General features: G+C 72.5%; 24 protein-coding genes. 18 read left to right on the forward strand and 6 right to left on the reverse strand.

The window, feature by feature from the left end; translation table 11 throughout:
- The first annotated feature begins 35 nt into the window (after positions 1-35).
- From G7063_RS02215 to G7063_RS02240, 6 genes are all read left to right on the forward strand, one after another.
- Entirely contained in the window at positions 36-1,577 is a 1,542-nt protein-coding gene (locus tag G7063_RS02215; RefSeq protein ID WP_166412893.1) for a sugar ABC transporter ATP-binding protein, read from the forward strand.
- A gap of 1 nt (position 1,578) precedes the next feature.
- A complete protein-coding gene (locus G7063_RS02220; RefSeq protein ID WP_166412894.1) occupies positions 1,579-2,688 on the forward strand; it encodes an ABC transporter permease in 1,110 nt (369 codons plus the stop codon).
- Positions 2,685-3,734 (forward strand): sugar ABC transporter permease YjfF, encoded by a 1,050-nt coding sequence (locus tag G7063_RS02225; protein WP_166412895.1) that lies wholly within the window; start codon positions 2,685-2,687, stop codon positions 3,732-3,734. Before G7063_RS02220 ends, G7063_RS02225 begins: the two co-directional genes overlap by 4 nt.
- Positions 3,735-3,912: 178 nt before the next feature.
- Complete coding sequence (locus G7063_RS02230) at positions 3,913-4,647, forward strand: hypothetical protein (RefSeq protein ID WP_166412896.1); 735 nt, start codon at positions 3,913-3,915, stop codon at positions 4,645-4,647.
- Positions 4,648-4,763: 116 nt separating this feature from the next.
- Entirely contained in the window at positions 4,764-5,483 is a 720-nt protein-coding gene (locus tag G7063_RS02235) for an ABC transporter ATP-binding protein (protein WP_166412897.1), read from the forward strand.
- Positions 5,480-6,211: an ABC transporter permease gene (locus tag G7063_RS02240; RefSeq protein WP_166412898.1), complete on the forward strand. Its 732-nt coding sequence runs from the start codon at positions 5,480-5,482 to the stop codon at positions 6,209-6,211. Before G7063_RS02235 ends, G7063_RS02240 begins: the two co-directional genes overlap by 4 nt.
- 99 nt (positions 6,212-6,310) lie before the next feature.
- On the opposite strand, the gene G7063_RS02245 is transcribed toward G7063_RS02240, so the two are convergent.
- The 3 genes from G7063_RS02245 to G7063_RS02255 form a co-directional block, all read right to left on the reverse strand.
- Entirely contained in the window at positions 6,311-6,742 is a 432-nt protein-coding gene (locus G7063_RS02245; RefSeq protein ID WP_166412899.1) for a hypothetical protein, read from the reverse strand.
- 174 nt (positions 6,743-6,916) lie between these two features.
- Positions 6,917-7,552, reverse strand: coding sequence for a TrkA family potassium uptake protein (locus G7063_RS02250; RefSeq protein ID WP_166415153.1), 636 nt, complete (start codon positions 7,550-7,552; stop codon positions 6,917-6,919).
- 67 nt (positions 7,553-7,619) lie between these two features.
- Positions 7,620-9,002: a TrkH family potassium uptake protein gene (locus tag G7063_RS02255; protein ID WP_240916159.1), complete on the reverse strand. Its 1,383-nt coding sequence runs from the start codon at positions 9,000-9,002 to the stop codon at positions 7,620-7,622.
- Positions 9,003-9,193: 191 nt separating this feature from the next.
- Here G7063_RS02255 and G7063_RS02260 point away from each other — a divergent pair, with 191 nt between their 5' ends.
- The 3 genes from G7063_RS02260 (at position 9,194) to G7063_RS02270 (ending at position 10,985) form a co-directional block, all read left to right on the forward strand.
- Positions 9,194-10,393, forward strand: a complete 1,200-nt coding sequence (locus G7063_RS02260; protein WP_166412900.1) for an acetoin utilization protein AcuC — start codon at positions 9,194-9,196, stop codon at positions 10,391-10,393.
- A 136-nt stretch (positions 10,394-10,529) separates the two neighbouring features.
- Positions 10,530-10,736: a helix-turn-helix domain-containing protein gene (locus G7063_RS02265; RefSeq protein WP_166412901.1), complete on the forward strand. Its 207-nt coding sequence runs from the start codon at positions 10,530-10,532 to the stop codon at positions 10,734-10,736.
- 150 nt (positions 10,737-10,886) lie between these two features.
- The gene (locus tag G7063_RS02270; RefSeq protein ID WP_003792170.1) at positions 10,887-10,985 is read left to right on the forward strand and encodes a 30S ribosomal protein bS22; all 99 of its coding nucleotides are present in this window, start codon (positions 10,887-10,889) and stop codon (positions 10,983-10,985) included.
- 151 nt (positions 10,986-11,136) lie between these two features.
- Here G7063_RS02270 and G7063_RS02275 read toward each other — a convergent pair whose 3' ends face one another.
- Positions 11,137-12,000, reverse strand: a complete 864-nt coding sequence (locus tag G7063_RS02275) for an HAD family phosphatase (protein ID WP_166412902.1) — start codon at positions 11,998-12,000, stop codon at positions 11,137-11,139.
- A gap of 37 nt (positions 12,001-12,037) precedes the next feature.
- Here G7063_RS02275 and G7063_RS02280 point away from each other — a divergent pair, with 37 nt between their 5' ends.
- The 3 genes from G7063_RS02280 (at position 12,038) to G7063_RS02290 (ending at position 15,179) form a co-directional block, all read left to right on the forward strand.
- Positions 12,038-12,289 carry a glutaredoxin family protein gene (locus G7063_RS02280; protein ID WP_166412903.1) on the forward strand — a complete coding sequence of 84 codons (252 nt, stop codon included), beginning with the start codon at positions 12,038-12,040 and terminating at the stop codon, positions 12,287-12,289.
- On the forward strand, positions 12,286-12,927 hold the full coding sequence (locus G7063_RS02285; protein WP_166412904.1) for a redox-sensing transcriptional repressor Rex: 642 nt from the start codon (positions 12,286-12,288) through the stop codon (positions 12,925-12,927). The genes G7063_RS02280 and G7063_RS02285 overlap by 4 nt, the downstream gene beginning before the upstream one ends.
- 224 nt (positions 12,928-13,151) lie before the next feature.
- Positions 13,152-15,179, forward strand: coding sequence for an anthranilate synthase family protein (locus G7063_RS02290; protein ID WP_166412905.1), 2,028 nt, complete (start codon positions 13,152-13,154; stop codon positions 15,177-15,179).
- 90 nt (positions 15,180-15,269) lie between these two features.
- On the opposite strand, the gene G7063_RS02295 is transcribed toward G7063_RS02290, so the two are convergent.
- A complete protein-coding gene (locus G7063_RS02295) occupies positions 15,270-18,641 on the reverse strand; it encodes a S8 family serine peptidase (RefSeq protein ID WP_166412906.1) in 3,372 nt (1,123 codons plus the stop codon).
- A 298-nt stretch (positions 18,642-18,939) separates the two neighbouring features.
- Complete coding sequence (locus G7063_RS02300; protein WP_166412907.1) at positions 18,940-19,488, reverse strand: YceI family protein; 549 nt, start codon at positions 19,486-19,488, stop codon at positions 18,940-18,942.
- Between the two features lie 139 nt (positions 19,489-19,627).
- On the opposite strand from G7063_RS02300, the gene G7063_RS02305 reads away from it, so the two are divergent.
- The 6 genes from G7063_RS02305 (at position 19,628) to ccsB (ending at position 25,055) form a co-directional block, all read left to right on the forward strand.
- The gene (locus G7063_RS02305; RefSeq protein WP_166412908.1) at positions 19,628-20,086 is read left to right on the forward strand and encodes a MarR family winged helix-turn-helix transcriptional regulator; all 459 of its coding nucleotides are present in this window, start codon (positions 19,628-19,630) and stop codon (positions 20,084-20,086) included.
- 131 nt (positions 20,087-20,217) lie between these two features.
- Complete coding sequence (locus G7063_RS02310) at positions 20,218-20,898, forward strand: histidine phosphatase family protein (protein ID WP_166412909.1); 681 nt, start codon at positions 20,218-20,220, stop codon at positions 20,896-20,898.
- The gene (locus G7063_RS02315) at positions 20,895-21,482 is read left to right on the forward strand and encodes a TlpA disulfide reductase family protein (RefSeq protein WP_240916160.1); all 588 of its coding nucleotides are present in this window, start codon (positions 20,895-20,897) and stop codon (positions 21,480-21,482) included. Before G7063_RS02310 ends, G7063_RS02315 begins: the two co-directional genes overlap by 4 nt.
- The gene (locus G7063_RS02320) at positions 21,479-22,294 is read left to right on the forward strand and encodes a cytochrome c biogenesis protein CcdA (RefSeq protein WP_240916161.1); all 816 of its coding nucleotides are present in this window, start codon (positions 21,479-21,481) and stop codon (positions 22,292-22,294) included. The genes G7063_RS02315 and G7063_RS02320 overlap by 4 nt, the downstream gene beginning before the upstream one ends.
- Positions 22,291-24,009, forward strand: a complete 1,719-nt coding sequence (locus tag G7063_RS02325) for a cytochrome c biogenesis protein ResB (RefSeq protein ID WP_370520729.1) — start codon at positions 22,291-22,293, stop codon at positions 24,007-24,009. The genes G7063_RS02320 and G7063_RS02325 overlap by 4 nt, the downstream gene beginning before the upstream one ends.
- Positions 24,006-25,055 carry a c-type cytochrome biogenesis protein CcsB gene (gene ccsB, locus G7063_RS02330; RefSeq protein ID WP_166412910.1) on the forward strand — a complete coding sequence of 350 codons (1,050 nt, stop codon included), beginning with the start codon at positions 24,006-24,008 and terminating at the stop codon, positions 25,053-25,055. The genes G7063_RS02325 and ccsB overlap by 4 nt, the downstream gene beginning before the upstream one ends.
- Positions 25,056-25,131: the final 76 nt, after the last annotated feature.

Genomic DNA, 25,131 nt, shown 5'->3' on the forward strand with positions numbered 1-25,131 from the left:
GCCGTCAGAACCGCGAGCAGGAAGAGGCGCACGTCATGACCACCCCCGCCCCCCAGGCACCCACCCCCGTCGTCGAGATGCGAGACATCACGATCACCTTCCCGGGGGTCAAGGCGCTCGACGGAGTCGACCTGCGGCTGTTCCCCGGCGAGGTCCACTCGCTCATGGGAGAGAACGGTGCCGGCAAGTCGACGCTCATCAAGGCGCTCACGGGCGTCTACCAGATCGACGGCGGCACCATGACCGTCGACGGCGTCGAGCACCGCTTCTCCGGCCCCGACGAGGCCCAGGGCGCCGGCATCTCGACCGTCTACCAGGAGGTCAACCTCTGCGCGAACCTCTCGGTCGCGGAGAACGTCATGCTCGGCCACGAGCCGCGCACAGGCCCCTTCCTCTCGTGGCGGCGCATGCGTCGGCAGGCCGCCGAGCACCTCGCACGCCTCCACGTCGACATCGACCCCGCCTCGCGCCTCTCCGCGCACTCGATCGCCGTCCAGCAGCTGTGCGCCATCGCCCGCGCCACCGTCCGTGAGGCCAAGGTCCTCATCCTCGACGAGCCCACCTCGAGCCTCCAGAAGGCCGAGGTCGACGAGCTCTTCGCCGTCGTCCGCGAGCTGCGCGACGCAGGCGTCGCGATCCTCTTCGTCTCCCACTTCCTCGACCAGGTCTACGAGATCTCCGACCGCCTGACGATCCTGCGCAACGGCCGGCTCGTCGGCGAGCACCTCGCCGCCGAGCTGCCCCGGCGCGAGCTCATCGGCCTCATGATCGGCCGCGAGGGCGCCGCCCTCGACGCGATCGAGGGACGCGCCCAGCAGGCGTTCACCGCCGACGACGACGCCACGCCGACCATCGAGGCCGCCGGGCTCGGCCGCCACGGCCGCATCCAGCCGTTCGACCTCACGGTCCGCCCCGGCGAGATCGTCGGGCTCGCGGGGCTCCTCGGCTCGGGCCGCACCGAGGCCGTGCGCCTCCTGTGCGGCGCCGACCGCCCCGAGGAGGGCGAGCTCCTCCTCGGCGGCGAGCGCATCCGCATCGCCGACCCGCTCACGGGCCTGCGGCACGGCATCGCGTTCTCCTCCGAGGACCGCAAGAAGGAGGACGTCGTCGGCGACCTCACGGTCCGCGAGAACATCGCCCTCGCCATCCAGACGGTCCGCGGCGTGTGGCGCCCCGTCCCGCGCAGGGAGCTCGACGAGCTCGTCGCGAAGTACGTCGAGGCGCTCGACATCCGGCCCGCCAACCCGAACCAGCTCGTCAAGAACCTCTCGGGCGGCAACCAGCAGAAGGTGCTGCTCGCCCGGTGGCTCGCGACCGCGCCCCGCCTGCTCATCCTCGACGAGCCCACGCGCGGCATCGACATCGGCGCGAAGACCGACATCCAGAAGCTCGTCGCGGAGCTCGCCGCCGACGGCATGTCCGTCGTCTTCATCTCCTCGGAGTTCGAGGAGGTGCTCCGCGTGAGCCACCGCATCGACGTCCTGCGCGACCGCCGCATCGTCGAGACCCTCACCAACGGCCCGGACGTCGACCAGGACACGATCCTCGAGGCCATCGCCACGAAGGAGGTGGCCTGACATGACGGGCCCCACCGTCGAGCTCACCCCCGACAGGGCGAGCCGACCCGCACCCGCCGCAGCTCCCGCCCCCGGGCTCGTGCGCCGGATCACCCACCACCAGCTGTTCTGGCCCGTCGTCGCGCTCGTCGCGCTCGTCGTCCTGTGCGGCCTCAAGAACCCGACGTTCCTCACGATCGAGCTGCGCGACGGCAACCTCTTCGGGCAGCTCGTCGACATCGCCCGCATGTCCGCGACCCCCCTGCTGCTCGCGCTCGGCATGGCGCTCGTCATCGCGACGGGCGGCATCGACCTCTCGGTCGGTGCCGTCATGGCGATCTCCCTCGCCGTGTCGCTCACCTACCTCGACGGCGCCGCGAACCCCGCCTCGGTCGGGACCGCAGCCGTCGCCGTGCTCCTCGGCGTCGCCGTCGCGCTCCTCGCGGGAGTCTTCAACGGCTTCATGGTCTCCGTCCTCGGCATCCAACCGTTCATCGCGACGATGATCCTCATGGTCGCCGGACGCGGCATCGCGATGCTCATCACGCAGGGCCAGATCACGACCGTGACGAGCGCCCCGTTCAAGTTCCTCGGCTCCGGCTTCGTCCTCGGCGTCCCGACGCCCGTCATCGTCGCGCTCGTCATGCTCGTGCTCGTCGCGGTCCTCGTGCGCCGCACCGCGCTCGGCATGCTCCTCGAGTCGATCGGCATCAACCGCGAGGCCTCGCGCCTCGCGGGCGTCCAGTCCCGGAACATCACGTGGCTCGTCTACATCGTGTGCGCGCTGCTCGCGGGCCTCGCCGGCATCGTCTACGGAGCCCCCACCATGGCGGCCGACGCCAACAACATCGGCCTCATGAAGGAGATGGACGCCATCATGTGCGTCGTCCTGGGCGGCACCGCGCTCGCGGGTGGCAAGTTCTACCTCTCCGGGACCGTCGTCGGCGCCCTCATCCTCTCGACGATCGAGCGGGCCGTCGTCATCTTCCACGTGCCCTCGCAGATCACGCCCCTGTTCAAGGCCCTCGTCATCATCGTCGTGTGCGTCGCCCAGTCCCCGCGGCTGCGGGAGATCCTGCGTGACGGTCTCGCGCGACTGCGGCCCCGCGCCCTCCCGGAGGTGGCGTCATGACGACGACCGTCCAGCCCCCCGCCCCTGCGCCCGTGCGCGCGTCCCGCACCCGGCTCGGCGGCCTGCGTCGCTATCTCGCGCCCGAGTACCTGCCGATCGCCGGCACGGTCCTCACGCTCGTCCTCATGCTCGTCGTCGGCGAGGTCCGGTACGGCGGCGCGCGCGGGTTCGTCTCGCCCAAGCTGTTCTCCAACCTGCTCCAGGACAACGCGTACCTGCTTGTCCTCGCGGTCGGCATGACGTTCGTCGTCATCACGGGAGGGATCGACCTGTCCGTCGGTGCGGTCGTCGCGCTCGTCGGCCTCGTCATCGCGACGCTCCTGCCGCTCGGCGTGCCGCTGCCGGTCGTCCTTGTCCTCGGCGTCCTCATCGGCACGGTGTTCGGCCTGCTCATCGGCGTGCTCGTCGAGTACTTCGACATCCAACCCTTCATCGCGTCGCTCGCCGCGATGTTCCTCGCACGCGGCCTGTGCAACGTCGTCTCAGTCCAGTCGCTCGCGATCAAGGACAAGGGCTTCGGTGCGCTCGCCGGCTGGAGCCTGAAGTTCGGCGAGGGCCGCGACATCTGGAAGATCAACCTCTCGATGATCGTCGCCGTGCTCGTCCTCGCGGTCGCGTACGTCGTCCTCCACCACACGCGCTTCGGGCGCACCGTGTACGGCGTGGGGGTCGGTGACCGCGGCAACGCGATCCAGCTCGTGGGCCTCAAGGCCGGCCGGACGCGCCTGTGGGTGTACATCATCTCGGGCACGTGCGCGGGCGTCGCGGGCATCCTCTTCGCGTTCTACACGAAGTCCGGGTTCAACCTCACGGGCGTCGGCATGGAGCTCGACGCGATCGCGGCGGTCGTCATCGGCGGCACGCTCCTCGCGGGCGGCGGCGGGTTCGTGCTCGGCACGGGCGTCGGCGTCCTCGTCTACGGGCTCATCCAGGTGCTCATCGCGCGCGAGGGCCTCGACTCGTGGTGGACCAAGGTGTTCATCGGTGTCGTCCTGCTGGTGTTCGTCGTCCTCCAGCGGGTCATCGCGGTGCGTCGGCGCGCATAGCGCCGCGTCCGCGGACGCCGGCGACGGGTCCTGCGGGCCCGTCGTCGGCGCTGCGCGCGGGCGCCCGTCCCGGTTGGGGGGACGGGCGCCCGCGCGCGTCGTGGACGGAACGCCGGCCTGCGGGCGTGCGGGTGCGTCGCGGCGTACGCTTCCGTGAGCACCGGAGGAAGGACGCACGATGACCACGCACGACGACGCGCACGCGAACCCGCCCGAGGAGCCGACGGCCGACGCCGCGGCCGACGAGACCGCCGCGGCAGCGGTCGGAGCGTCGGCCGGAGCGGCGGCGGACGGCACCGCTGCGCGCGAGGGATCCGCTCACGCGCAGAGCTCCGGGAGCAAGGGCCGTGCCCTGTGGATCGCCGCGGGCGCGGCCGTTCTCGTCGTCGCAGCGACGGTCGTCGCGATCGTCCTCAACCAGCCTGAGGAGCCCGTCGCCGCCCCGACGACGCCGCCCGCGGTGACGATCACGAACCCCCTGCCGACCCCCGTCGGCACGCCCGCCGAGCGGGAGACGAAGAGGCCCCTCGAGAAGGCGTTCCCCGACGCAGTCCTCCAGTGGACCGTCGCGACGCAGGAGCGCACCAAGGTCGCGAAGAAGCCCCTCGAGTCCTACCGCCTCACCTACACCGACGGGGCTGGCGGAACCGTCACGGTCGACGTCGTCCAGACCCGCACGGTCGAGGCCGCGGTCAAGGCGTCGACGCAGGCCGCGGACGACGAGACTCCCCTGAGCGCCGGATCGACGGTCGCCGAGCTCCCTGTTCTCGTCGGGACGACCGAGGTCGGGACGGCGTCGATCGCGACGGGCGGAGAGGTTGGCCTCGCGTACTGGACCAACGGCACGACGTCGTTCCGTGCGACGGGCCCCGGCGCGGCGATCGAGAGCTTCTTCCTCGCGTTCCCCATGTGAGTACCGGCGGAGCGTGCGCCCCGCCCGAGGCAGCATGTCGGGCGGGCGGGCGTCTTCCCCGATGACACGGGCCCCGGAGGGGTCCGCGCGTGCCCGGCGGGTGTTGGATGGGCCGTATGACCGATGACCTCGCCGTCGACGTCCGGGCCCTGCGCGTCGTGCGCGGGCGCACCCCCGTGCTCGACGGGCTCTCGCTCACCGTCCCCGCCGGTCAGGTCGTCGGCCTGCTCGGCCCGTCCGGCTCGGGCAAGACGACGCTCATGCGGGCGATCGTCGGCGTCCAGGTCGTCGCGGGCGGCGACATCACGGTGCTCGGGCGGCCCGCGGGCGTGCGGGAGCTGCGCGGACGCGTCGGCTACGTGTCGCAGCGGCCGTCGGTGTACGCGGACCTCACCGTCGTCGAGAACCTCCGGCACGGCGCGGGCCTCCTCGGCGCCGGGCGCGACGAGGTCGAGCGGGTGCTCGCGGACGTCGACCTCGTGCGGCACCGCGACACGCTCGTCGCCGAGCTCTCGGGCGGTGAGGCCGCGCGCGTCTCGCTCGGCGTCGGGCTGCTCGGGTCGCCGCCGCTGCTCGTCCTCGACGAGCCGACCGTCGGCCTCGACCCGGTCCTGCGCCGCGACCTGTGGGCGCTGTTCCGCTCGCTGTGCGACCGCGGCACGACGCTCCTCGTCTCGAGCCACGTCATGGACGAGGCCGAGCGCTGCGACCGCGTCCTCCTGCTGCGAGGCGGCGAGCTGCTCGCCGACGACACCGTGCCCGGCCTGCTCGGCGCGACCGGCGCCACCGACGTCGAGGGCGCGTTCCTCGCGCTCGTCGAGGGGAGCGACCGATGACCCTCCAGCGCACCTTCGTGACGGCCGCGCGCGTGCTGCATCAGCTGCGGCACGACCGTCGGACGATCGGCCTCGTCATCGTCCTGCCGTGCCTCCTGCTGAGCATCGTCGCGTGGATGTTCTCGGGCACCCCGACGCTCGACCACTGGGGGCCGATGCTCGTCGGCATGTTCCCCATGCTCGTGATGTTCCTCGTGACGAGCGTCGCGATGCTGCGCGAGCGGCAGTCGGGGACGCTCGAGCGGCTCATGACGCTGCCGGTCGGGCGGGCCGACGTCGTCGTCGGGTACGCGCTCGCGTTCGCGCTGCTCGCGACGGTGCAGGGGCTAGTGCTCGTCGGGTTCACGACGTGGGTGCTCGGCATGGACGTCGCGGGGTCCCTCGGCCTCGTCGTGCTCGTCGCGGTGCTCGACGCGGTGCTCGGCTCGGCGCTGGGGCTCGGGGCGTCGGCGCTCGCGCGGACCGAGTTCCAGGCGGTGCAGCTCATGCCCGCGGTGATCTTCCCGCAGCTGCTCGTGTGCGGGATCCTTATGCCGCGCGCGGACCTGCCGCAGGTGCTCGAGTGGTTCTCGCGCGCGATGCCGCTCACGTACGGCATCGAGGCGATGCAGCACCTGGCGCTCGGCGCAGGGTGGGCCGACGTCCGTGGGGCGATCGGTGCGATCGCGTTGTTCGTCGTCGGCGCGATCGTCCTCGGCGTCGTGACGCTCCGCCGCCGCACGCCGTAGTCCGGGGCGCGGGGTCCTGCGCTCGCTCGACCCCTCCGAGTTCCTTGCGTCCACGCCCCCCTCAGGGGTGCCAGGACGCAATCAGCCGCCGAGTCCCGCTCAGGCCGGGATGATCACGGTGAGCGACGTGAGGAGCACCAGCCCCGCGACGGTGGCGACGACGGGGACCGTCGACCGCTTTGGGCCGGCGAGGTAGAGCCCGCACACGCCGCCGAGGACGGGGACGACTCCGCCGAGGATGATCCCGCCGACGACCGCGGCGAACGGCGGCTGCCCGACGATGATGCCGATCGCGAGCCCGACGAGCCCCGCGCTCGCGACGTACGCGACCGTCGTCCACGTGATCCCGTGCTGCGCGGGCGGACGCTCGTCCTCGGGCCTCTTGGGCTGGAGGAGCGGGGCGAGCTTGCGCGAGACCGGGCGCGGGCGGCGTCGACGTTCGCCGGAGAACATGGTCGCGGCGACCGCGATCATGAGGACGGACGACGCCAGGAGGGCGATCGTCGTGACGATCTCGACGGCGGTGCTCACCCCTCCATCATCCCTGAGGTTCGGAGCAGCAACCGCCGCCCGACGCCCCACGCCCCGCCACTCCCGCACGGATTGACGCCTTCCGACCATCGAACGGTCGGAAGGCGTCAATCCGTCGAGAAGGGGCGGGAGGGAAGGGGCGGGAGGGTGGAGCGGGGAGAGGGAAGGGCGAGGCTACGGGCGGGCCGCGAAGCGCTCGAGGAGCTCGGAGTGCCCCGAGACGACGAGGAGGTCGTTCGCGGAGATGCGCGTCTGCGGCGTCGCGTAGATGAACTCCTGGCCCGGAGGCTTCACGCCGATGACGGTGACGCCGTAGCGGGTGCGCACCTTCGACTGCTCGACGGTGAAGCCCTGCATCTCCTTCGGCGGGCGCATCTTGACGATCGTGAAGCCGTCCTCGACCTCGATGTAGTCCATGAGCTTGCCGGAGACGAGGTGGGCGACACGGTTGCCCGCGTCGGCCTCCGGAAAGACGACGTGGTGCGCGCCGATGCGCTGGAGGATGCGGCCGTGCTCGGCGGAGACGGCCTTCGCCCAGATCTGGGGCGTGCCCATGTCGACGAGGTTGCCGGTGATGAGGACGGAGGCCTCGAGGGAGGATCCGACGCCGACGACGGCGACGGGGAAGTCGCGTGCGCCGAGCTGCTCGAGGGCCTCGGGGTTGGTCGCGTCGGCCTCGACGAGGGGGATCCGGCCGGCCCACTGCTGGGCGAGCATGGTGTTGCGCTCGACGGCGAGGACGTCCTGGCCGAGCCTGTCGAGCGTCGCGGCGAGCGCGGAGCCGAACCGGCCGAGGCCGATGACGAGGATGCCGTCGCCCGCGCCGGACCGCTTGGGGGTCGTCGCGGAGCGGCTCGCGTGCGTCTGCGTGTACCTGTCAGCCAATGATCGGCCTTTCTTCGGGGAGCCGGATGACGCGGCTCCGGTCGCGCAGCGCGAGCGCCGCAGCGAGTGTCATCGTGCCTGTGCGCCCGATGAACATCAAGGCGATGAGCACGAACTTCCCGGCGTCGGGAAGCAGGTGGGTGCCGCCTGTCGAGAGGCCGACGGTCGCGAAGGCGGAGATCGCCTCGAAGAGGACGACGTCGAGGGTCCATCCGGTGATCTCGAGCAGTGCGAGGCAGGCGACGAGGATCGTCGTCGCGCCGACGAAGACGACGGCGACGGACAGGCGCAGGGTGTCGCGCGGGATGCGGCGCCCGAACGCCTCGACGTCGCGGTCGCCGCGGGCCTCGGAGATGATCGCGAGGAGCATGACGGCGAGCGTCGTCACCTTGATGCCGCCCGCGGTCGACGCGGAGCCGCCACCGACGAACATGAGGGCGTCGGTGACGAGCCAGCTCGACTCGTGCATCGACCCGACGTCGACGGTCGAGAATCCTCCGGAGCGTGGCATGACGCCGGCGAAGAGCGACGCGAGCAGCTTGTCGGCCCAGCCGAGCGGCCCGAACGTGTCCTTGTTGCGCCACTCGAGGGCGGCGAACGCGATGGTGCCGACGAGGACGAGCGTCGCGGACATCGTCACGGTGAGCTTGGCGTGGAGGTTCCAGCGGCTGAAGCGTCGGCCCTGCCGGGCGATGTTGAGGATGACGGGGAAGCCGAGCGAGCCGATGAACACCCCGAGGATGATCGGCAGGAGGAGGGCCCAGTCGCCGACGTGCGGCGCGAGCCCCTCGGCGGTGGGGATGAAGCCTGCGTTGTTGAACGCGGACACCGCGTAGAACACGGAGTGCCAGAGCGCCTCGCCGAACGACTCGTTGAGCATGAGGAAGCGCGGCATGAGCAGGACGGCGATCGCGGCCTCGAGCGTCAGCGACGTGATGACGACGACCTGGATGAGCGAGCCGACCTCGCCGAGCCGTGTCGTCTTGGTCTCCGAGGCCGTGAGGAGCTTCTGGGTGAGGCCGATGCGCCGGGACACTGCGGCGCCGAGGATCGATGCGAGCGTCATGACGCCGAGGCCGCCGACCTGCATGCCGAGGAGGATGACGCCCTGCCCGAAGCCCGACCAGTAGGTGCCGGTGGGGACGGTGACGAGGCCGGTGACGCACACGGCCGAGGTCGCGGTGAAGAACGCGTCGACGAAGGGTGCGCGCACGCCGGTCGACGTCGCGGCGGGCAGGCAGAGCAGTCCGGTGAAGACGAGGATGACGCCGCCGAACGTGATGATCGCGAGGCGCGCGGGGGAGTGCCGGGCGAGCCTGTCGACGAGCTCGCGGCCCGCCCAGGCCACGGCCTTGAGCTTCTGCCCCACGTCCACGCCGTCTCCGTCCTTGCTCTGCGCTGCGGTCCGACGGGGCCGCACTGGTCAACGATGCCACCTGCGGGGCCCGCGCGCCGACATGACCGGTGCGTCCGTGCGGACGCGTCGGCGTCCGCGGCGCGCGGTCAGCGGGTGGACGGGACGTGGACACGACGGCGGGGCGGTGTGACGCACGTTACGGTGACGACATGTCCGCAACCGTCCACGTGGCCTGGTCGCCGCAGCTCCTCGGGTACGACTTCGGGCTCGGCCACCCCATGTCGCCCGTGCGGCTGCGGCTCACGGTCGAGCTTGCGCGCGAGCTCGGCGTGCTCGAGGGTGCGGACGCGCTCGTCGTCGAGCCCGAGCCGGCGGACGACGCCCTCCTGGGGCTCGTCCACGAGCAGGCGTACCTCGATGCGGTGCGGGCGGCCGCGGAGCGCGGGATCCCGGACCCGGTGCGCGGGCTGGGCACGGAGGACGACCCGATCTTCCCGCGGATGTACGACGCCGCGGCGCGGATCGTCGGCGGCACCGTCGACGCGGTGCGGGCGGTCGTGAGCGGGCGGGCGGCCCACGGCATCAACGTCGCGGGCGGCATGCACCATGCGATGCCGGGCGGCGCGTCGGGATTCTGCGTGTTCAACGACGCGGCGGTCGCGATCCAGGACGCGCTCGACGCGGGCGTGGAGCGCGTCGCGTACGTCGATCTCGACGCGCACCACGGCGACGGCGTCGAACGCACGTTCTGGGACGACCCGCGTGTTCTCACGGTGTCGGTGCACCAGTCGCCGGCGACCCTCTTCCCGGGCACGGGCTACCCGACCGAGGTCGGTGGGCCTGCCGCCGAGGGCACGGCCGTCAACGTCGCGCTGCCGCCGCGGACGGAGGGCGCAGGCTGGCTGCGGGCGGTCGAGGCGACGGTGCTGCCTGCCGTGCGGGCGTTCGAGCCTGCGCTGCTCGTCACGCAGCACGGCTGCGACGCGCACGGCCGCGACCCGCTCTCGGAGCTGCGCGTCGGTATCAGGGCGCAGCGGCACGCGGCGGAGTGGATGCACGAGCTTGCGCACGAGGTGTGCGACGGCCGTTGGGTCGCGCTCGGGGGCGGCGGCTACGCGATCGTCGGCGTCGTGCCGGTTGCGTGGACGAACCTGCTGGGCGTCGTCTCGCACCGTCCTGTCGCGCCCGAGACGCCCGTGCCGGCGCCGTGGCGGGCGCGGGTCCTCGAGGAGTTCCTCGTCGAGGCGCCCTCCCGCATGGGAGGGGACGACGTCGCGGACCTAGCGAGCGGCCCGGACCACCGGTCGTGGGACAGCGGCTACGACCCCGCGGACCCGATCGACAGGGCGGTGCGCGCGACGCGTGCCGCGGTCTTCCCGCACCTGGGTCTTCTGCCTGACGACCACTGAGCGAGCGCCGGGACGCGTGTGACGACTGTGCACGACGTTGCAGGTGAGACGGGCTACCGCCCGCGTGCGCGAGGCCCTAGAGTGAGTCGCTGAACGGCCGCTGGGTGCGGCCGACGACCGTCTCAGGAGGGGCCAGATGACCGACGCCACCGCGCGTCCTTCCTTCCTCACCGTCGCCGAGGTCGCCGACGCCATGCGGGTCTCCCGCATGACGGTCTACCGGCTCGTGCACGCCGGTGAGATGCCAGCGATCCGCGTCGGGAAGTCCTTCCGCGTGCCGGCGTCGGCGCTCGAGCAGTACCTCGCCCAGGCGACGCTCGACCAGGATCGCCTGACGTCCTGACCTGCGGTCCCGCTCCTGCCGAGCGGTCCCTGGGCGGCATGTCGCGGGCACCCCTGCGCGCGAGGTAGGATCGACAAGGACTTTTTTCCAGCGTGGTGGCCGCACGGTGTGCCGCGCGTGCACATCCGACGAGACACTGCGAGGGACGCCATGGGCTCCGTGATCAAGAAGCGCCGCAAGCGTATGGCGAAGAAGAAGCACCGCAAGCTGCTTCGCAAGACGCGCCACCAGCGTCGTAACAAGAAGTGACCTCACGCCTCAGCGCGTGACAGACGGCCTCCGTCCCCACCGGGACGGAGGCCGTCGTCGTTCTCGCGAGGGCCGCGGAGGTGCCGGGGCACAGGGTTCCTCGACCGCGCGCAGGCGCGGCCCACGTGCAGCGGCGGGAGGGCGGGTGCGCTCAGCGCCCGCGCACCGTGCGCGTGAGGGAGCGGGCGACGAGCCCGAGCACCCAGGCGGCGCCGGCCCACGACGCCGTCTTGAGCGACCTCTTCGCGATCCGACGCTTGCCACGGAACTCGCGCATGGGCCAGCCGCGCTCCCTCGCGAAGCGTCGCAGCCGCGGCTCGGGGTTGATCGCGCACGGGAACCCGACGGTCGACAGCAGCGGGATGTCGTTCGCGGAGTCGCCGTACGCGTAGGAGGCGGCGAGGTCGATGCCCCGCTTCTCGGCGAGGGCGAGCACGCCGTCGGCCTTCGACTCACGGTGCATGAGCTCGCCGACGAGCCGGCCCGTGTAGACGCCGTCGACGTGCTCGGCGATCGAGCCGAGCGCGCCGGTCGTGCCGAGACGCTGGGCGATGAGCGCACCGATCTCGATGGGGGCGGCCGTGACGAGCCAGACCTCGTGACCCGCGGCGAGGTGCGCGTCGAGGATCTTGCGCGTGCCCGGGAAGATCCGTGAGACGAGCGCCTGCTCGTAGACCTCCTCGCCGACGGCCGTGACCTCGGCGACGGAGTGCCCCTTGATGAGGAGGAGCGCGCGGTCCCGCACGGTGCCGATCTGCTCGTTGTTCTCGCCGACGGCGAGGTAGCGCATCTGCTGCATCGAGGCGAAGACGATGTCGCGGACGCGGAAGAACTCGCGCTTGTAGAGGCCGATCGCGAGGTGGAAGGACGACGCGCCTCGGATGATCGTGTTGTCGACGTCGAAGAACGCGGCGACGACGCTGCCGGGCGCTGGTGCCTCGGGGACGACGCCCCGCGGATCCTCGCCCGGGACCGGGGGCACGTCGGCCGAGCTCGGGGGTTCGGTGCGTGCCATGTCGACCACTCTAGTGACCGCTCCGTAGGGTTGGCTCATGCAGACCGAGGTCAGGGTTCGTCTCATCACCCGTTCGACGTGCTCGTTGTGCGACACCGCACGCGAGACGGTGGCCGCCGTGTGCGCCGACGAGGGCGTCGCGTGGGAGGAGCTCGACGTCGACGAGGACCCGGTCCTCCTCGCGGAGCACGGCGAGCACGTGCCGGTCGTGCTCGTCGACGGCCATCAGGTGGGTTTCTGGCGCATCCCGGAGAAGCGGCTGCGACTGTTCGTCCAGGGTCTGCGGTGAGCGAGCGGTCGCTCCCGCCGCCGACGCTCGAGCGGCTGCCCGTCTACGTGCGGGTGCTCGACGAGCTCGCGCGGCAGGGTGAGACGACGACGTCGTCGTCGCGTGTCGCCGAGCTGGCGGGCGTCGCGCCCGCACAGGTGCGCAAGGACCTCTCGCGTCTCGGCACGTACGGCACGCGGGGCGTCGGCTACGACGTCGTGGATCTCGCGGCGCACGTGCGTCGGGCGCTGCACCTCTCGGACGCGCACCGCGTCGTCGTCGTGGGGGCCGGCCACCTGGGGCAGGCTGTCGCGCGCTACGGGGGCCTGAGGGCCCGAGGCTTCGAGGTCGTCGCGCTCACGGACGTCGACCCGGAGGTCGTCGGGACGGTCGTCGGCGGCGTGAGGGTGCGGCACGAGGACGAGCTGGCGGACGTCGTGCGGTCGACGGCCGCGACGATGGCGGTGCTCGCGGTCCCGTCGGACGCCGCGCAGCCGTCGCTCGACGCGCTCGCTGCGGCGGGCGTGCGCTCGGTCCTCAGCTTCGTCCCGGGGCAGCTCGTGGTGCCCGACGGGGTCGCGCTGCGCATCGTCGACGTCGCGGCGGAGCTGCAGATCCTCTCGTTCTACGCGGCGTCGCCGCCGCGCACCGCTCCCTGACGTCGTCCCGGCCGACTCCCTGGCGCGCCCGTGCGGTCTCACGGGATGGGACCGCCCTGGGCGTGCGGCGACGGGCACGGGTAGGTTGGCCGACATGTTCGCGACGACCAGCTGGTGGCACCGCCTCTAGGCGGTGCGTTCGCGACTTCTCACGAGCAAGGACCGCCCCCTGACGGGCGGTCCTTGTGCGTTCCTGGGCCCTCCGTCCGACCCCAGGAGACATGATGACCAGGACCGACGTTCCTGCCGACGACGCATCCGCGCAGCCCACCCCTCCCGGTGTGTCGGGCGATGCCCGCGTGCTCGAGGCCGAGCCCGCGCCCGGCGCCGACCCGGCGTCGGTCGTCGCGAGTCTCCGCCCGCCGTTCGCGCTCCTCGCCCGCGAGGGCGGCGACGTCGAGGTGCTCACGGGCACCGCGGTCGACGTCGACCTGCTCGACGAGATCCCGCTGCACGACGCGGCCGGCCGTCCGCGGGAGGTGCTCGCGCTCGTGCCGTTCCGGCAGGTGCGTGAGCTCGGCTTCGACGCGGTCGACGACGACGCCCCGCTGCGCTGCCTCGTCGTCGACGAGCGCCGCGTCCTTGTGCGGGCCGACGCGCTCGCGGCGTTGCCCGCGGAGCCCGTCGACGTGGTCGACGAGGGCTTCGACATCGACGACGACGCGTACGCGCAGACCGTGCGGCGGGTCGTGACCGACGAGATCGGGCGTGGGTCGGGCTCGAGCTTCGTCGTGCGCCGTGACCGCCGGGGGCGCGTCGACGCGGACGCCGTGACCGCGGCGCTCACGTGGTTCCGCAGCCTGCTCGCGACGGAGACGGGCGCGTACTGGACGTTCGCGATCGTCACGGAGGGGCACGTCGCGGTCGGTGCGACGCCCGAGGTCCACGTGTCGGTGCGCGACGGCGAGGTGACGATGACGCCGATCTCGGGGACGCTCCGGCACGGTGCCGAGCCACCGACGCGCGAGCAGATGCTCGAGTTTCTCGCGTCGACCAAGGAGACCGAGGAGCTCTTCATGGTCGTCGACGAGGAGCTCAAGATGATGAGCGCGGTCTGCCCGGACGGCGGGCGCGTCTCGGGACCGTTCCTGCGGCCGATGTCGCGCCTCACGCACACGGAGTACGCGCTCACGGGCCGTACGCACCTCGACCCGCGGGACGTGCTGCGCGCGACGATGTTCGCGCCGACCGTCACGGGCTCGCCCATGCGTTCGGCGTGCACGGTCCTCACGCGGCACGAGGGACGTGGGCGCGGCTACTACTCGGGCGTCGCGGCGCTCTTCACGCCGCGCCCGGGCGCCGAGGGGGCCGCCGCCTCCCACGACCTCGACGCCCCGATCCTCATCCGCACCGCGTACCTCGCGGGCGGCCGGCTCACGGTGCCGGCGGCCGCGACGATCGTGCGCCACTCCGACCCCGCCTCGGAGACGGCGGAGACGACCGCGAAGGCGTCGGGCGTCCTCGGGGCGCTCGGTGTCGTGCCGCGGCCCGTGCGCGCCCCGTCCCGGGACGGGGCGCACACGGACCCGGGCGTGCTCACCGCGCTCGCGGCCCGCAACGCCCGCCTCGCATCCTTCTGGCTCGAGGACCAGGGCGCACCCGCGACGGCCGGTCCTGTGGACGCACCGGCCACGACGGTGCCTGTGGGCAGGCCGACGCGCGCTGTCGTCGTCGACGCGGAGGACGCCTTCACGACGATGCTCGCCCACCAGCTCCGTCACCTCGGCCTCGAGGCCGTCGTCGTGCCCTGGGACGCCGTGACGGACGACGATCTCGACGCGGCCGACCTCGTCGTCGCCGGCCCCGGCCCGGGCGATCCCCGCGACGGCTCGCCGCGCCTCACGCGGCTCCACGACGTCGTCGGGCGCCGGCTCGCGCAGCGCAGGCCGCTGCTCGCGGTGTGCCTGAGCCACCAGGTGGTCGCGCACCGGCTCGGGCTGCCCGTCGAGCCGCTGCCCGCGCCGCGGCAGGGGATTCCGCTCGAGATCGAACTCGACGGGCAGCAGGCGCTCGTCGGCTTCTACAACACCTTCGCGGCGTACGTCGCCCCGGGCACGGAGGCGCTGACGACGGACGTCGGCGAGGTGCGCGTCGCGGCGGGCGCGGCGGGCGAGGTCCACGTGCTGCGCGGGGAGGCGTTCGCGAGCGTCCAGGGCCATCTCGAGTCGGTCCTCTCGCGCGACGGCCTCGCGGTGCTGCGCACGCTCGTCGGGCACGCGCTCGCTGTGCGACCTGGCGTGCCGGCGGTCTGACGAGCCGCCGAGCGTCGCACCTCGGACCTCCGGCGCAGCACGGCGCCCCCGCACCCTCGAAGGGGTGCGGGGGCGCCGTGCGCTACGAGGTCACCTCACGAACGAGTGGTGACCCTTCGACCGCGTGATGTGGTCACGGTGCTTGTGGTGCTTCTTGCCCTTCGGCGGCTTCGTCGGCGACGACGCCGCGGGCATGGTGAGCACCTGGGCCCGCTCGCCCTCCTCGCCGTGGAGGTGGAGGACGAGCGCCTTCGCGCCCTTCGCCACGCCCGAGCCGAGCTTGTACCCGATGGTTCCGGGTGCGTCGACGTAGAGCGGGGAGTCGACGACGATGTCGGGGTCGGCCGCGTCGTACGCGATCGCACCCGACGTGTCGACGTCCTCGCCCGTGTACCCGGAGTACATGCCGACCTGGTAGGTCACCGGGAACGACGTGGCCCCCGCGGGCATGCCGATCGCCGCCGGGTCGACGGGGATGAGCAGCACGTTGGAGTCGAACACGTTGGTGTCGGTGTCACCCTCGGCGAGGTTCGCCGGGATGATCGAGACCGGCGCGCCCGTGCGGAGGTCGACGAGCAGCGCCTCGAGGAGGTCGGTGCTCGGGGCGTTCTGCACGTACACCTCGTAGTCGGCCCGGCCGTCGCCGTCGACGTCGAGGTCGACGTACGGGATGGTCGTGTTGCCGATGGTCGCCCAGTCGCCCCACGTGGCGATGCCGAACCAGAGCAGGCCGTCGGCGTAGCCGCCGGACCCCGCCACGGAACCGGCGCCGACGTACCGCAGGTCGCCCGCGCGCTCGGAGGCGATCGACACGCAGCCGGTCGTCACCTTGGCCGTGCACCTCGGCAGCTTGCCCGAGGTCTCGCCGAGCGTGAGGACGGACGCGAGCGAGGTGTACGCGCTCGAGCCGGAGCCCTGGTCGATGCCGGTGCCGCGCAGGCGGATCACCGGGTCGGCCTTCTTCGACGTCTGCACGGTCGCAGTGGTCTGCGAGGTCGGCTTGGCGGCGCCGTAGACGGGCACGCGGAGCTCGTCGCCCCGTGCGGTGAGGACGATGCGGCCCGACGCGTCGGCGACGAACTGCCGTGCCTCGGTGCCGCCCGTGTACGGGTTGACCTGCGTGGCGTCCATCGTCGGGTCGATCGTGCGACGCAGCTTCGAGGGCTGCACCGTCATCGTCACGGTGACCTTCGCGGTGCCGCCCGCGCGCACGCGCACGCTGGACGGCGAGACCGTGTACCTGACGCCCGGCTGGGTCGTCGCGGCCTCGTAGGTGACGCGGACGTCCTTCGTCGTGCGTCCGGTGTTGCGGACCGTCACGGTGCGACGCTCGGTGACCTTGCTCTTCGTGATGGGCGCGGCGACGACGCCGAACGACGCCGAGACGGCGCCCGAGCCTGCCGAGGCGTACGCGACGAGGTCGGTCGTCACGGCGGACAGCGCGTCGACGCGGCCGGCGCCCACGCGGGCGGGGCCGTAGATCGTGCCGTCCGACGTGTGCAGGTCGTGCGTCGCGGTGTTCATGATCGCTGCCTTGACGCGCTCGACGTCCCACGAGGGGTGCGTCGCGCGGACGAGCGCGGCGATGCCCGCGACGTGCGGTGCGGCCATCGACGTGCCGTTGATCGTCATCGAGCCGGAGCCCGTGCCCATGCCGACCGAGGTGATCGTGTCGCCGGGGGCGGTGACGTCGGGCTTGACGACGCCGAGCGAGCCGTGGACGCCGCGCGACGTGAACGAGCTGATCGTGTCGGCGATCGACGGCGTGACGTCCTTGATCGTGCCCTGGAGCGAGCCGTCGAAGGTCACGCGGAGCGTGCCGGCCGAGGCGGCGGGCTGGAGGCGGGCCGTCTGCGCGGCAGGCAGCTGGATGATCGGGATCGCCGCGTTGCCGGAGATCCCGGCCCCGAAGACGTCGAGGCCCGAGGTGAAGATCGAGCCGATCGCGCCGGCGGCCGTGACGTTGTTGGCGCGTCCTGCGGAGCCGCAGCGTCGCGTCGCGTCGTTGTCGTCCCACGTGAGCCACGCGATCTTGCCCGCGACCTTCGCGGCGTCTGCGGCGCTCAGGGCCGCGCAGCCGTCGGCGTTCGCCCCGCCGAGGACGACGACGTCGCCGCTCACCGGTGCGCTCGACCAGTCGTACGCGACCGAGAACTGGCCGGACGCGGTGCCGGCGACGTTCGCGGGGGCGTCGACCACGAGGCCGTCGCGGAGCTGGTAGGGGTCGACGGAGCTGGCGACGGCGAGGCCGCGCACGGCGTTGCCGGGGGAGCCGCCCGTGTCGGTGAGGTCGCCGTTGTTGCCCGCGGAGAGGACCGGCATGACGCCGTGCCGCGCGAGCTTGTCGATGACGAGGTTCTCGGGGTCGTCGGCGACGCCGTAGTCGGAGCCGAGCGAGAGGTTGACGACGTCGAGCTTGTCGGAGAGGTCGCCGTCGCCGTTCGGGTCGAGCGCGCGGTCGAGGGCGGCGATGACCTCGTTCGTGGAGCCCGTGCAGCCGAAGACCTTGAGGGCGTAGAGGCTTGCGGCGGGCGCGACGCCCGGCCCCACGGTCATGTCGAGCAGCGCGGCCGGGGTGAGCTTCGAGTAGTTGCCCGTGAACGTCGAGCCGTTGGCGAGGACGCCCTGCCCGGCGGCGGTGCCGGCGACGTGGGAGCCGTGGCCCTGGCAGTCGAGCGGGTTGGGGTCGGGATGGGGGACGGGTTGGTAGTCGTCCGCGTCGGGGTCGGCGTTGTAGTTGTCGCCGACGAAGTCCCAGCCGCCGACGACCTTGGCTGTCGGGGTCCAGGCGTCCGACGACGTCGCGAGCGCGGCCTCGTACGCGGCGACGGTCCCGGCGCCGCCGAAGCCCGCGTGGGTGTAGTCGATGCCGGTGTCGATGACCCCGATCGTCATGCCCTTGCCGGTCTCGCCGAGGGCCTGCCAGGTCTGCAGCGCCCGGGTGAGGGACGTCGCGCCGGCGTTGGACGGCTCCTTGGGGATGATCGGCAGGATCGCGACGACGTCCGTGCGCTCGGCGAGCTGCACGAGCGTGTCGACGTCGGCGCGGATCGCGACGCCGGGCACGGCGTTGGCGACCTCGTAGAGCGCCGTCGCGCGCTTGTCGGTGCGGCGGGCCTCCTTGAGGACCGCGTCGGCCGTGCGGCTCACGGCCGCGCGGCGGTCCTTGACGGCCTTGCGCTTGGCGGTGGTGCCCGTGGCGGACGCGGCGGCGTCGGCCGCCCCGTCGCCCGCGAGCTGGACGAAGACGGAGCGGGTCCCGGTGAGCGTGCCGAGCCCGCCGAGGATCTTCGCGTTCTTGCCGAGGGCGCGGGGCGCTGCGGCGGGGACGGGGGACGCGGTGCCCCCGGGGTCGTCGGCGGCGGTCGCGGTGGCGGCGGCACCGACGGTGCCGACGGCGAGCGCTGCGGTGACGGTGGTGACGAGCCAGGCGCCTGGGCGCCGTGAGGTGCGAGCAGTCATGCGGTCCTCCCGGTCGGTCAGCGGGACCGTCGCGGGCGCAGGGGGCACGCGCGAGGGTGCATCGGCGCAGCCACGCCGAAGCGCCCGGGTGCACGACGTCGGGCACCCGGTCCCGAGTCGAGCGTGCGCCCTGCCCTCGGGGCCCGCAATCGGAACGGTCGGCCCGGCAGGATGACCTGCGGGGTGATCGTGAGAGCGCGGCCGCGACGGGCGGGTGGCCGCGCGTCCGGGCCCGGGCGCGCCGCAGCCCCCCGCACGCGGACGGTGCGGGGGGCTGCGGCGGTGCTGCTGCGGTGCGTCAGGCCTGCTTGATGGCCGAGACGTCGAGCGCGATGACGACCTTGTCGGAGACGAGCACGCCGCCGGCCTCGAGGGCCGCGTTCCACGTGATGCCCCACTCCTTGCGGGAGATCGTCGTCGTGGCCTCGAAGGCTGCGCGCGGGTTGCCGAACGGGTCGGTGGCGGAGCCGGTGTACTCGAGCGCGAGCGTCGCGGGCTTGGTCACGCCGGCGATCGTGAGGTCGCCGACGACCTCGTAGTCGTCGCCGTCCGCCGTGACGGAGGTCGAGGCGAAGGTCCAGGTGTTGTGCTCGTCGGTCGAGAAGAAGTCGGCCGAGCGGAGGTGGCCGTCGCGGTTCGCGTCGCCCGTGGTGATGCCCGCGGCGTCGAGCGTCGCGGTGACGGAGGACGACTCGATGTCGTCGCCGACGACGATCGTCGCGGTGGTGACGGGCACGGTGCCACGGACCTTGGAGATGCCCGCGTGGCGGACGGTGAAGCCGGCCTGGGTGTGGGTCGGGTCGGCGACGTAGGTGCCGGCGGTGAGGTTCGTGGGCAGTGCGGTCATGGGGTCCTCCTGGAAGATGCGGTGGTCGATCCACCTGCATCGGTTGTTGCTTCAAGTGAATCTTCAATCAGATTAGCCCGCGCGGCTCGAGTCCGCAACACTGGGACCGGATTTGCCCGAAACTTCTTCCGGAGGCCTCATGCCCGACACCACCGGGCCCTGGCTCGACGAGGCCGAGCAGTCCACGTGGCGCGCCTACCTCGAGGGCTCGATGCGCCTCGCGGAGGCCCTCACACGCCAGCTCGAGACCGACCACGGCCTCACCCTCGGCGAGTACGCCGTCCTCGTGCGCCTCGACGAGTCGCCCGAGCAGACCCTGCGCATGTCCGAGCTCGCCGACTCCCTCGCCCACTCCCGCAGCCGCATCACGCACACCGTCCGCCGCCTCGAGTCCCGGGACCTCGTGAGACGTGTCGCGTGCCAGGCGGACGGTCGCGGCGTCAACTGCGAGCTCACCGACGCGGGCCGCGCCGCGCTCGTCGCTGCCGCACCTGGCCACGTCGCGTCCGTGCGACGCCACCTCGTCGACCTCCTCGAGCCCGCCGAGGCGGCGATACTGACGGAGATCATGCGCCGCGTGGCGGACTCGGCCCGCTGAGCCGCGCCCCGCCCGCGGCGCACCCGGGAACCCCCGCGCGTCCCGTTCGTTCAGGCTTGAGGACCTCGGACGCGTCCCACGTCACACCCCGTCCGGGACCGAGGTCCCTCGAACTCTGGAAGCATGGAGACATGGCACTGACGACGGTCCACCTCATGCGTCACGGTGAGGTCCACAACCCCGAGGGCATCCTCTACGGACGCCTGCCCGGCTACCACCTGTCCGAGCGCGGCCACGCGATGGCCCGCACGGTCGCCGCCCACCTCGCGGGCGAGCGCGTCGCGACGACCCCCGACGACGTCAAGCCGATCCGGCACGACATCACGCACGTCATCGCGTCCCCGCTCCAGCGCGCCCAGGAGACCGCGACCCCCATCGCCGCGGCCTTCGGGCTCGAGCTCGGCACCGACGAGCGTCTCATCGAGGCCGGCAACTACTTCGAGGGCATGACGTTCGGCGTCGGCGACGGCTCCCTGCGCCACCCCCAGCACTGGCCCAAGCTGTGGAACCCGTGGCGCCCGTCGTGGGGCGAGGCCTACAAGGACCAGGTCGCGCGCATGCGCGCCGCGATCGACGACGCCCGAGCGCTCGCCGAGGGCCACGAGGCCGTCCTCGTCTCTCACCAGCTGCCCGTGTGGATCACGCGCTCCTCGTTCGAGGGCCGCCGCTACTTCCACGACCCGCGCAAGCGCGAGTGCTCGCTCGCCTCGGTGACGTCGCTGCGCTTCGACGGCGACCGCTTCGTGGGCCTCAGCTACACCGAGCCCGCCGCGGACCTCCTCCCTGGCGCGAACAAGGTCGCCGGGGCGTGAGCCGCCGCCGGACCCTCGCGCTCGCGGCAGCGTTCGCGGCCGGCGCGCTCGTGCTCGCCGGCTGCACGGCCGACGGCGACGTGGGCGAGCAGGTCGCCAACCAGGGTTACGTCTCGGGCGACGGTTCGACGCGTCAGTGGGCGGTCGCCGAGCGCGGCGAGCCCGTGACGCTCACCGGGACCGACTACGCGGGCGACCCTGTCGACACGAGCGCGTGGCGCGGCGACGTCGTCGTCGTCAACACGTGGTTCGCGGCGTGCCCGCCGTGCCGCGTCGAGGCGCCCGACCTCGCCGCGATCGCGGCCGACCGTGCCGCTGACGGCGTCCACCTCGTGGGGATCAACCGCACCGACGACGCGGGCGCGGCCCAGGCGTTCGAGAAGAAGTTCGAGATCCCCTACCCGACGATCGACGACCGCGAGGGCACTGCGACCGCCGCGCTCCAGGGCGTCGCGCCGATCGCGGCGACGCCGACGACGCTCGTCCTCGACCGTCAGGGCCGTGTCGCGGCCCGCGTCCTCGGTCTCCTCGACCGCACGACGCTCGACGCACTCATCGACGACGTCCTCGCCGAGCAGGCGTGAGCGTGCCCGCGGACGCCGTGACGACGGTCCTCGCGTCGGCGGGCACGACGGTCTTCTCCGGCTCGCTCCTGCTCGCCCTGCCGATCGCGCTCCTCGCGGGTGTCGTGTCGTTCGCGTCGCCGTGCGTGCTGCCGCTCCTGCCGGGCTACCTCGGGTTCCTCGGCGGCATGGCCGGGCAGGGCGCGGCGCGCCCCGTTCCTGCGGCCGACGGCACCCTTGCCGTCGCGGCCCCGCGGCGCGGCCGACTCCTGCTCGGCGTCGCGCTGTTCGTCCTCGGCTTCACCATTGTCTTCGTCGCGTACGGCGCGCTCTTCGGCCAGGTCGGCGCGCAGCTCGCGCAGCACCAGACGACGATCACCCGCTGGCTCGGCGCGATCGTCATCCTCATGGGTCTTGCGTTCCTCGGGGCGTTCGCGCCCCTCCAGCGCACGGTGCGCCTCCCCGTCGTCCCGACCGCGGGCCTCGGCGGCGCCCCCCTGCTCGGCGTCGTCTTCGGTCTCGGCTGGACGCCCTGCATGGGGCCCACCCTCGTCGCGATCTCCGCGCTGTCCCTCGAGCAGGGGACGGCCGCGCGTGGCGCGATCCTCGCGATCGCCTACTGCCTCGGCCTGGGCCTGCCGTTCCTCGGCATCGCCCTCGGCCTCGACTCCTCGAAGAAGATGGTGGAGCTCATGCGCGCGCACCGCGTCGGCATCTCCCGGGCGGGTGGGGTGATGCTCGTCCTCATCGGCCTCGCGCTCGTCACAGGCCTGTGGGCGAGCTGGACGCAGTCCCTCGCCGGGACCATCGGCGGATTCGAGACACTCCTGTGAACGCGTACCGCCCCGAGGGCATCGACGACGCGTTCACCGAGGACGGCGCCGCGCCGCAGCGCACGTCGAAGGGCTCGGGCGAGCTGCCCGCGCTCGGCGTCGTCGGCTGGATCCGCTGGGGCTGGCGCCAGCTGACGAGCATGCGGGTTGCGCTCCTGCTCCTCATGCTCCTCGCGGTCGCGGCCGTGCCCGGCTCGACCATCCCGCAGCGCCCGCAGGACCCGTCGAAGGTCGTGGAGTTCTTCGACAAGAACCCGGACGTCGCACCGTGGCTCGACAAGCTGCAGATGTTCGACGTCTACGGCTCGGTGTGGTTCTCGGCGATCTACCTGCTGCTCTTCGTCTCGCTCGTCGGTTGCATCCTGCCGCGCGCGAAGGTCCACTGGGTCGCGCTGCGCGCGCGCCCGCCCCGCACCCCGCGCCGCCTGGGGCGCTACCCAGCGCAGGGGGCGCGCACGTACGCGGCCGAGTACACGCCGGACCAGGTCGCCGAGGCCGCCGCCGCGCACCTGCGGGGCCGCGGCCCGCTGCCGCGCTTCCGCGTCGAGCGCGGCACCGAGACGAGCCCCGGCGTGCGCGCTCCCGAGGGCGAGCCCGGGCCCGTCCACGTCGTCGCCGCCGAGCGCGGCTACCTGCGCGAGACCGGCAACATCCTCTTCCACCTCGCCCTCGTCGGTCTGCTCATCTCGGTGGGGCTCGGGCAGGCGTTCCAGTACCGGGGCCAGGCGATCGTCGTCCAGGGCCGCGGCTTCGCGAACTCCGTGAGCGCGTACGACACCTTCGCGAAGGGCCCGTGGTTCCGCGAGGAGAGCCTGCCGCCGTTCACGATGGTGCTCGACGAGTTCACGTCGACGTTCACGGACGACCCCGTGCCCGTCGCGAAGGACTTCACGGCGTTCGTCTCCGTGACGGACCCGGCCGGCACGCGCCCCGAGACGGTGAAGGTCAACCACCCGCTGAAGATCGAGGGCGCCAAGGTCTACCTCCAGGGCAACGGCTACGCGCCGCGCCTCACGGTCAAGGACGCCGACGGCAACGTGACGTTCGCGGGCACGGTGCCGTTCATCCCCGAGGACCAGGTGTACACGTCGCGCGGCGTCGTCAAGGTGCCCGACGTCGTCACGGGCGAGCAGATCGGCCTCGTCGGCTACCTCCTGCCGACCGCCCAGCTCACGGCTCAGGGCGTCCGGTCGCTGCACCCGGGCCTGCTCAACCCCGTCGTCGTCCTCACCGTGTGGACGGGCGACCTGGGTCTCGACGACGGCGTGCCGCAGAACGTCTACGAGCTCGAGACGAAGGACATGACGCAGGCGCGAACGTCCGACGGCGAGCCCGTGACGCTCATGCTCACGCCGGGGCAGACGCTCGACCTGCCTGACGGCCTCGGCACGCTCACGCTCGAGGACATCCCGCGCTTCGTGGCCCTCGACCTGCGCCACGACCCGGCGCTCACGTGGATCGCGATCTTCGCGTTCTCTGCGATCGGCGGGCTCATGCTGTCGCTCTTCACGCCGCGCCGCCGCGTGTGGCTGCGCGTGAGCACCCGTTCCGACGCGGACGGCACCGCGCGTACAGTGGTCGAGACCGCAGGCCTGGCGCGCACGGACGATGCCGGCCTGCAACCCGAGGTAGACGCCCTGCTCGCGTACCTCGATGCCCATGATCCTGCGCCGGATACCCGTCCGACGACCGACGACCCTGGAGACACCCCATGACCACCGTCGGTGAGATGAGCGACCTCCTCGCCTGGGGGACCGCGAGCGCCTATGCCATCGCGTTCGTCGCCTTCGCGATCGACCTCTCCGGACGCCTCGGCGTCCGCTCCGTCGCCCGTGAGGAGGTCGCGGTCGGCGCTGCAACCGCGACGCCGACGTCCGGGGCGTCGACCGTCGCCACGGACGTCGTCGACCCTGCGGTCCGTGACACGACGAGCGCCGGCGCGGTCTCCGAGGCCACGGCCCGGCGCGCCGCGTCCCTCACCTCCCCGTGGAAGGCGTGGAGCGTCTCGAAGCCGCTCGGCATCGCGATGTCGGTCGCGTGGATGGGCCTCGCGCTGCACCTCGCCGCCATCGTCACGCGCGGCGTCGCCGCCGGGCGCGCGCCGTGGGCGAACCTCTACGAGTTCGTGCTCGTGGGCGCGTTCTTCGCGATGGGAGTGTTCCTCGTCGTGCAGCGGCGCTGGGACATCCGCTTCCTCGGCGTCATCGTCTCGGGGCTCGTGACGCTCGCGATCGTCGTCGCGCTCAACGCGTTCCACGTCGCGGCCGCCGGCGTGCAGCCCGCGCTGCAGTCGTACTGGCTCGTCATCCACGTGGGCATCGCGGTGTTCGCGACGGGCATCTTCACGGTCGCGTTCGCGGCGTCGGTCACGCAGCTGCTGCGGGAGTCGCGCGACGAGGGTTCGCCGATGCTCGCGTCGCGCATGTGGTCGTGGCTCGACCAGGTGCCGACGGCTGCGCAGCTCGAGCTGCTGAGCTTCCGCATCAACGCGGTCGGCTTCGTCCTGTGGACGTTCACGCTCGTCTCGGGCTCCGTGTGGGCAGAGGACGCGTGGGGCCGCTACTGGGGCTGGGACCCCAAGGAGGTCTGGTCGTTCGTCATCTGGGTCGTCTACGCGGCGTACCTGCACGCGCGGACGACGCGCGGCTGGTCCGGGCGTCGGGCGGCGTGGTTCGTCGTCGTCGGCTACCTGTGCGTCCTGTTCAACTTCACGGGCGTCAACATCCTCTTCAGCGGCAAGCACTCCTACTCGGGCGTCTGACAACCCACTTCCACGACTCGTAGGGCCCCAGCACCGTTCGATGGCGCTGGGGCCCTACGAGTCGCTGGCCCCTGGT

This window comes from Sanguibacter sp. HDW7 (genome assembly GCF_011300875.1).
Classification (GTDB): Bacteria; Actinomycetota; Actinomycetes; order Actinomycetales; family Cellulomonadaceae; genus Flavimobilis.